This window comes from Pseudomonas bharatica, assembly GCF_048586865.1.
In the GTDB taxonomy this organism is placed as follows: domain Bacteria; phylum Pseudomonadota; class Gammaproteobacteria; order Pseudomonadales; family Pseudomonadaceae; genus Aquipseudomonas; species Aquipseudomonas bharatica.
In genome coordinates, this window is sequence record NZ_JBMAWR010000028.1 from 71,403 (window position 1) to 78,976 (window position 7,574).

Annotated in this window: 8 protein-coding genes; 6 read left to right on the top strand and 2 right to left on the bottom strand. The window is 67.1% G+C overall.

Annotation, left to right across the window (positions count from 1 at the left end):
* The 3 genes from kdpC to ACKLLE_RS23925 are packed head-to-tail and all read left to right on the top strand — an operon-like array spanning window position 1 to window position 3,920.
* Complete coding sequence (gene kdpC / locus ACKLLE_RS23915; RefSeq protein WP_009394450.1) at window positions 1-561, top strand: potassium-transporting ATPase subunit KdpC; 561 nt, start codon at window positions 1-3, stop codon at window positions 559-561.
* 15 nt (window positions 562-576) lie between these two features.
* Window positions 577-3,231, top strand: a complete 2,655-nt coding sequence (locus ACKLLE_RS23920) for a DUF4118 domain-containing protein (RefSeq protein ID WP_420059259.1) — start codon at window positions 577-579, stop codon at window positions 3,229-3,231.
* Entirely contained in the window at window positions 3,228-3,920 is a 693-nt protein-coding gene (locus ACKLLE_RS23925; protein ID WP_420059260.1) for a response regulator, read from the top strand. Before ACKLLE_RS23920 ends, ACKLLE_RS23925 begins: the two co-directional genes overlap by 4 nt.
* A gap of 121 nt (window positions 3,921-4,041) precedes the next feature.
* On the opposite strand, the gene ACKLLE_RS23930 is transcribed toward ACKLLE_RS23925, so the two are convergent.
* The gene (locus ACKLLE_RS23930; RefSeq protein WP_420059261.1) at window positions 4,042-5,094 is read right to left on the bottom strand and encodes a patatin-like phospholipase family protein; all 1,053 of its coding nucleotides are present in this window, start codon (window positions 5,092-5,094) and stop codon (window positions 4,042-4,044) included.
* 154 nt (window positions 5,095-5,248) lie between these two features.
* Between ACKLLE_RS23930 and ACKLLE_RS23935 the strand changes: the two genes are divergently transcribed.
* The 3 genes from ACKLLE_RS23935 (at window position 5,249) to ACKLLE_RS23945 (ending at window position 7,193) form a co-directional block, all read left to right on the top strand.
* Window positions 5,249-5,527, top strand: a complete 279-nt coding sequence (locus ACKLLE_RS23935; RefSeq protein WP_009394459.1) for a hypothetical protein — start codon at window positions 5,249-5,251, stop codon at window positions 5,525-5,527.
* Between the two features lie 15 nt (window positions 5,528-5,542).
* Entirely contained in the window at window positions 5,543-6,310 is a 768-nt protein-coding gene (locus tag ACKLLE_RS23940) for a CHAD domain-containing protein (RefSeq protein WP_420059262.1), read from the top strand.
* A gap of 85 nt (window positions 6,311-6,395) precedes the next feature.
* Complete coding sequence (locus ACKLLE_RS23945; protein ID WP_009394463.1) at window positions 6,396-7,193, top strand: acyl-CoA thioesterase; 798 nt, start codon at window positions 6,396-6,398, stop codon at window positions 7,191-7,193.
* Window positions 7,194-7,196: 3 nt separating this feature from the next.
* Here the strand turns inward: ACKLLE_RS23945 and ACKLLE_RS23950 are convergent, their stop codons facing one another.
* A complete protein-coding gene (locus tag ACKLLE_RS23950) occupies window positions 7,197-7,400 on the bottom strand; it encodes a hypothetical protein (RefSeq protein WP_420059263.1) in 204 nt (67 codons plus the stop codon).
* Window positions 7,401-7,574: the final 174 nt, after the last annotated feature.

Consider the following 7,574-nt stretch of genomic DNA (forward strand, 5'->3'; position numbering starts at 1 on the left):
ATGACGACCCATCTTCGCCCGGCCCTGAGCCTGTTGTTGCTGATGACCCTGGTGACCGGCGTGGTCTATCCGCTGGCGGTCACCGGCATCGCCCAGGTGGCCTTCCCCGAACAGGCCAATGGCAGCCTGCTGCGCGACGACCAAGGCCAGGTGCGCGGTTCGCGCCTGCTGGCCCAGCCGTTCAGCGGCGAGGCCTGGTTCCAGGCGCGGCCGTCGGCGGCGGACTACGCCACCGTGTCCAGCGGCGCGAGCAACCTGGCGCCGAGCAACCCGGCCCTGGCCAAGCGTATCGGCGACAGCGCCGGCATGCTGTTCAGCGCGGCGCAGGGGCCGGTGCCGCAGGCCCTGCTGACCACGTCCGGCAGCGGCCTCGACCCGCATCTGCCGCCCGAGGCGGTGGCCTATCAACTGGCCCGCGTGGCAGCAGCCCGACAAATCCCGCAACAGGCATTGCAAGGACTGGTGGAGCAAGCCACCCTGCAACCTCTGGTCGGCCCGCCAGTGGTAAATATCCTCGCCCTGAACGCCGCCCTCGACCGCCTTGCGCCACTGCCGAAATAAGGACCTGATCCGACCATGAGTGATTCCCAGCGCGCCGATGCGTTGTTGGCCGAGCTGCCGCGCCAGGGGCGCGGCCGGCTCAAGGTGTTTCTCGGTGCGGCGCCGGGCGTGGGCAAGACCTACGCCATGCTCCAGGCCGCCCACGCCCGTCTGCGCCACGGCGTGCGGGTGCTGGCCGGGGTGGTGGAAACCCATGGGCGCAGCGAGACCGAGGCGTTGCTCGGGGGTATCGCCCAGCAGCCGTTGTTGCGCTCGGAGTACCGTGGCGTGACGCTCGAGGAAATGGACCTGGATGGCCTGCTCAAGGCTGCGCCCGAGCTGGCGCTGGTGGATGAACTGGCCCACAGCAATGCCCCCGGCAGCCGCCATGCCAAGCGCTGGCAGGACGTGCAGGAGCTGCTGGCGGCCGGGATCGACGTGTACACCACGGTCAACGTCCAGCATCTGGAAAGCCTCAACGACCATGTGCGCGGCATCACCGGCGTACAGGTACGCGAGACCCTGCCGGACTGGGTGTTGCAGGAAGCCTTCGAACTGGTGCTGATCGACTTGCCGCCGCGGGAGCTGCTGGAGCGCCTGCGCGACGGCAAGGTCTATGTGCCGGAGCAGGCCCGGGCGGCGATCGACGCCTTTTTCACCCAGACCAACCTCACCGCCCTGCGCGAGCTGGCGATGCAGACGGCGGCGGCCCAGGTGGATGCCGACCTGGCCCACGGCTATCGCCGTCTCGGCCAGGACGCCCCGGCCCTGCGCGGGCGCCTGCTGGTCGGTGTGGATGGCGATGCCCAGGCCGAACGCCTGGTGCGCCATGCCAGCCGCGTGGCGCAGCGCCGCCATCTGCCGTGGAGCCTGGTGCATGTGGACAACGGCAAGCTGCGCGACGAGACGGCCCGGCAGCGCCTGCAGGCGGCACAGCAACTGGCCGAGCGCCTGGGCGGCGAGGTGGTGCTGCTGCGTGCCGGGGAAGTGGCGCGCACGCTGATCCAGCATGCTGCCGAGCGCCGTGCCAGCCTGGTGCTGGTCGGGCAGTCGCGTGATCGCCTGCGCCGGCGCCTGTTCGGCGCCGGGGTCGCCACCCGCCTGCTGCGCGAATCCCATGGCCTGGAGATCAATGTCCTCGACCGTGACGAGCAGCCCGAGCCGGCGCGTGCGGTGCGTGCCGCTGACTGGGCCTGGCGCCACTACGCGCTGGCCGTGGCCGCGACCTTGCTTGCCAGCGGCCTGGCCTGGGCCGTGGCACGGGTCATGGACTTGCCGAACATCTCCCTGGTGTTCCTCGCCGCCGTGCTGCTGGTGGCGGTGCGCAGCAGCATCGGCCCGGCGCTGGCCTGCGCGGTGCTGTCGTTCCTCGCCTATGACTTTCTGTTCATTCCGCCGAACTTCTCCTTCGCCATCCAGCGTGAAGAGGATGTGCTGACCTCGCTGTTCTTCCTGTTGATGGCGGTGCTTACCGGCAATCTCGCCGCGCGGCAGCGTCGGCAATTGAAGGCCTTGCGCGAGACCCAGGAGCAGACCGGGCAACTGCTCGATCTGACCCGTCGGCTCACCGCCGCCACCGACCGCCAGGCGGTGTTCAGCGCCGCCGGCCAGCATCTGGAAAACTGGCCGCAGGTGCAGGCTTGTCTGCTTGAGCGCGATGCCGAAGGGCGCCTGCAGGTGGCCTTTGGTGGTGAACTGCAGTTCAGCGACAACGAACGTGCTGCCGCCGAATGGGCCTGGCAACACGAGCAGGAAGCGGGGCAGGGCAGCGACACCCTGCCCAACGGACGCTGGTGGTGGTGGCCGTTGTCGGTGGATGAAGGCCCGCTGGCCTTGCTGGGCGTGCGGGCCCGGGACGACGGGCAATTGCCGGCCCAGCGCCGGCGTTTGCTCAAGTCCCTGAGCCAGCCGCTGGCCCAGGCCCTGGCCCGGGCGAAACTGGCCGAGCAACTGGAATCGGCGCGCCTGCACGGCGAAACCGAACAATTGCGCAGCGCCTTGCTCGCCTCGGTGTCCCACGACCTGCGCACCCCGCTCACCGCCATGCGCGGCAGCATCGACAGCCTGTTGGCCCTGGGCGATGCGATCCCGGCCGAGGATCGCCGTGAACTGTTGGAAGGCACCCGCGATGAAGCCGAGCGCCTGGACCGCTATATCCAGAACCTGCTGGACATGACCCGCCTTGGCCACGGCGGCCTCAAGCTGGCGCGGGACTGGGTGGCCCCGGCCGATATCGTCGGCAGCGCGCTGAACCGCTTGCGGGTGGTGCTGGCGCCCTTGCAGTTGCGCACCGAGGTGCCCGCCGAATTGCCGCTGCTGTATGTGCATGCCGCGCTGATCGAACAGGCGCTGATCAACGTGCTGGAGAACGCAGCGCGCTTCTCGCCGGCCGAGGGGCACCTGGAATTGCGCGTGACGGTCGAGGACGAGCAACTGTGCTTCGCCGTGGCGGACGAGGGGCCCGGCATCGCCGAGGCGGACCGCGAGCGCATCTTCGATATGTTCTACACCGCCGCCCGGGGTGATCGCGGCGGGCAGGGCACGGGGCTGGGGCTGGCGATCTGTCGCGGCATGGTCGGTGCCCATGGCGGGCATATTCGCGTCGAAGACGGCCTGGCTGGCCGCGGCACCTGCATCACTCTATGCTTGCCGCTTCCGGCCCAACCCCCACTGGACAGCGAAACCCCATGAGCCAGACCGCGACCGTGCTGGTCATCGACGACGAGCCGCAGATCCGCAAGTTCCTGCGCATCAGCCTGGCGTCCCAGGGCTACAAGGTGCTGGAGGCGGGCACCGGCGCCGAGGGCCTGCGCCATGCCGCCTTGTCGCGGCCGGACCTGATGGTGCTCGACCTGGGCCTGCCGGACATGGATGGCCAGCAGGTACTGCGCGAGCTGCGCGAATGGAGCGCGGTGCCGGTGATGGTCTTGTCGGTGCGCGCCAGCGAAGCGCAGAAGGTCCAGGCGCTGGATGGCGGGGCCAACGACTACGTGACCAAGCCGTTCGGCATCCAGGAGTTCCTGGCGCGGGTGCGCGCCTTGTTGCGCCAGGTGCCGCAGGCCACTGCGCCAGAGGCCGCGTTGAGCCTCGGGCCGTTGACGGTGGACCTGGCCTACCGCCGGGTGACCCTGGACGGCGTGGAAGTGGCGCTGACCCGCAAGGAGTACGCGCTGCTGGCGCAACTGGCGCGGCATCCGGGGCGGGTGATCACCCAGCAGCAGTTGCTCAAGGACATCTGGGGGCCGACCCATGTGGAGGACAGTCACTACCTGCGCATCGTGGTGGCGCATGTGCGGCAGAAACTCGGCGACGACCCGACAGCGCCGAGGTTCATCATCACCGAGCCGGGGGTGGGGTATCGGTTGATCGGGCAGGACTGATCAAGGATCAAGAGCGTTACACGGCCCCTGTGGGAGCGGGTTCACCCGCGATGGCGGTAGTGAGCCCACCGACGCAATCGCGGGTGAACCCGCTCCCACAGGGGCCGCGTCGCTCAGGCACTTAGCGTTTCTCAGCCTCATGGTTATCCAGCGTATCCCGCGCAATCTCCCGGCCCAGGGCGATCAGTTCCGGCGCCTTGTAGAACTCGAAGAACCGGCACACCCGCTTCGGCACGTTGACCAGCACATCCGGCGGATACCCGGCGATCTTGTACTGCGCCAGGGACGTCTGCATCACCTCGAAGCTCTGGTTGATCAAGTCCAGCAATGATGCCGGCCCAACGTTGTCGACGATGAACGAGCCGGTCGCCGACTTTGGCGCACCGTCGCTTTCCGGCGCCGCCGAAGGTTGCTGGGCCCTGGGGCTGGCAGCGTCGGCCAGCCACGGATTGGGCACCTCCACGGCCTCGGCTGCCAGTTCCTGTTCCAGTTCCTTCTCCAGCCCCAGCAACGCCTCCGCCTGCTTGCGCCGGAACGGCAGGTGCGAGCCCAGCGAGCTGATCAGGCTGTCGAAACGCAGCTTGAACGCCGCCGGCCGTTCTATCACCGGCAAGGTGTACTGCTTCTGGTTGGTGGCGTTGAGGTTGACGGCGATGATCAGGTCGCAATGGCTGGACACCACCGGGATGATCGGCAGCGGATTGAGAATGCCGCCATCGACCAGCGTGCGGTTGCCCTGGACCACCGGGGTGAACAGGCTGGGGATCGCCGCCGAGGCGCGCATGGCCTGGTGCAGGCAGCCTTCCTGGAACCAGATTTCCTGCTGGTTGGTGAGGTCGGTGGCCACCGCCGTGTAGGGAATGCGCAACTGCTCGATGTTGATCTCGCCGACGATCTTGCGGATCTGCCCGAAGACCTTTTCCCCGCGGATCGCGCCAAGGCGGAAACTCACATCCACCAGGCGCAGGACATCCAGGTAATCGAGGCTTTCGATCCAGTTGCGGTATTCCTCCAGCTTGCCGGCGGCGTAGATCCCGCCGATCAACGCGCCCATGGAGCAGCCGGCGATGCAGGCGATCTCGTAGCCGCGCCGTTCGAGTTCTTCGATCACGCCGATATGCGCATACCCCCGGGCACCGCCCGAGCCCAATACCAATGCCACGCGCTTCTTCATGCTGCGTCCCCCGTCATGTACGGTAACAATGCGCCTGTTCAACGCTTCGCTTCAATCACCGGCAGCGCTGGTCTACGCTGGTGATGGCACTTTTCCGTGGCAAAGCCGTCGAACAGGCCAACCTGATTGATCATTTCCCTTGAGGTAACACCCGATGAAAGCCTGGATAACCCTGCCCCTGATCGTTCTGGCCCTGGCTGGCTGCGCGGGCAAGACGGCCTATCGCGACAGTTGCGGCTCCCAGCTCGACGCCGCCTGGAAGGAACTGGACCTGGCCAAGGCCGAAGGCTTCGCCGGCACCGTCAGCTATTCCAAGGCCCTGTCGCTGCTGACCGGGGCCAAGACCCAGCAACAGTTCGAAGCCTTCGAGGGGTGCACCAAAAAGGCGGAAAAGGCTCGTTTCTATATTCGTGAGTCCCGTGCAGGACGCTGAGTCGTGAGGCAGGTCATGTCGAAGATGTTCGATCACGTTGTTGCCGAGGTCCTGGGCTTGCAGGTGCGCTTGATGGCGTGTCAGGCGCGTCTTGCCGAGAATACCGACAGCGAGGCGCTCCATGACCTGCGCACCACGGTGCGGCGCTTGCGCAGCCTGCTGCGGCCCCTGCGCGGGCTGCCCGGGGTCGATCATCTGGAAAACGCGGCCAAGGCCATCGGCGATATGACCACGCCGCTGCGCGACCGCGAGGTGCTGGCCGAACAGCTGTTCCAGCTCGACATGGGTGCGGCTGCGCAGCGCCGGCTCGCCGGGGAGGGCGAGGTGTTCGCCTCGGTGGCAGCCAGCCCGCAGATGTACAAGCTGCTGGCCGTGCTCGACGCTTTCCCCGGTTTCCTGCGGGCGATCGAGCGGCAGAGACTGGTGCCGGACCTTGGCAAGCGCATCGAGAAGCGCCTGGACAAGCAATGGAAGAAAATCGTCGAAGCCGTGCACGAGCCGGACCATGACCGGCATCGCCTGCGCCTGCTGATCAAGCGTGCGCGCTACGGCGCCGAGGCGTATCCGAAGCTGAGCCGGATCGGCAAGGCGATGCGCAGCGAACTCAAGAACGCCCAGGACGACCTCGGCCATTGGCACGACCTCCTGCAGTGGCTGACCCAGGCCGAGAAGCAGGCCGACCTGGCGCCCCTGGTTGCGCAGTGGCAGGAACAACGACTGGAGGCCGAGCGCAAGGCCGACAAGACCGTGGCGCGCCTGCTCAAGCATATCGACGAGCGATAGGCCGCTGATTTGGCAGTTATGTGGCCTGCTCGGCGTCCCGTTCTGCTCTTAAGATCGTAGGACTTTTCCGCAGGACGAGGTCCGCATGAATTTTTCCCAACTGCTCACCGCCGTCCGCCAGCGTCCGCAAGAGGTGGTGATTCCCGCCGAGTGGGCCCAGGGGCGTGCCTGTTTCGGTGGCCTGATGGCGGCGCTGGTGTACGAGGCCATGCACGCCCGGGTCTCGCCTGAGCGTCCGGTGCGTTCCCTGGCGATCACCTTCGTCGGTCCGGCCGAACCCAATGTACCCATCAGCTTCGAGGTGGAGCCGCTGCGCGAAGGCAAGGCGGTCAGTTCGCTGTTGGGGCGTGCGGTCCAGAATGGCCAGACGGTGACCATCGTCCAGGGCAGCTTCGGCGCCGGGCGCAGTTCGGTGATCGACATTCCGGCGCTGCCGGCAGTGCAGATGAAGAGCCTGGCCGAGTCCAGCCCGGAAATGCCCTATATTCCAGGTGTGACCCCGGAATACATCCGCTTCCTGGCCATGCGCTGGGGAATCGGCAACATGCCGTTTACCAACAAGCCGGGGCGGCAGATGGGCGGCTGGGTGCGCTTGCGTGACGCGGTGGAGGAACCGGTGACCGAGGCCCACCTGCTGGCCCTGTGCGATGCCTGGCCGCCAGCGACACTGCCGTACCTGAACAAGCCGGCGGCGGGCAGCACCCTGACCTGGACCATCGAATTCGTCCAGCCGGTGGCCAGCCTGAGTACCCTGGACTGGTGCCAGTACTGCGCCGATGTCGAGCATTCCCGTGATGGTTACGGACATACCGCAGCGGCCATGTGGAACGCGGCGGGCGAGTTGCTGGCGCTCAGCCGACAGACGGTGACGGTGTTCGCCTGACGCTCAATGATGGCGGTGGCTGAACGGCTTGGACTGTCCAGCCTCGGGGTAATGGCCTTTGCGGTAAAGGCCAACGCCCGCCATCACGAAGATCGCACCCACGGCGATCTGCCCCGGATCCAGGCTGAACAACCCCGAGAGCACCAGCAGCGCGCCAATGATGAACAGCGGGGCGGCAATAAGGTCGTGCGGCAGGTGGGTGTTCATGGGGTGACTCCTCTGACTTTTCGCTGGGGCATGTCAGAAGAGTAGTTGCGGGTTGTGGGCAGGGCCAATTGAGGGGATTTATAGAAGAGATAGGCTGGTGTACGCGACCCCTGTGGGAGCGGGGGGGGGCCCCCCCCCGGGGGGGGGGGTCCCCCCCCCCCCACCCCCGTGGCC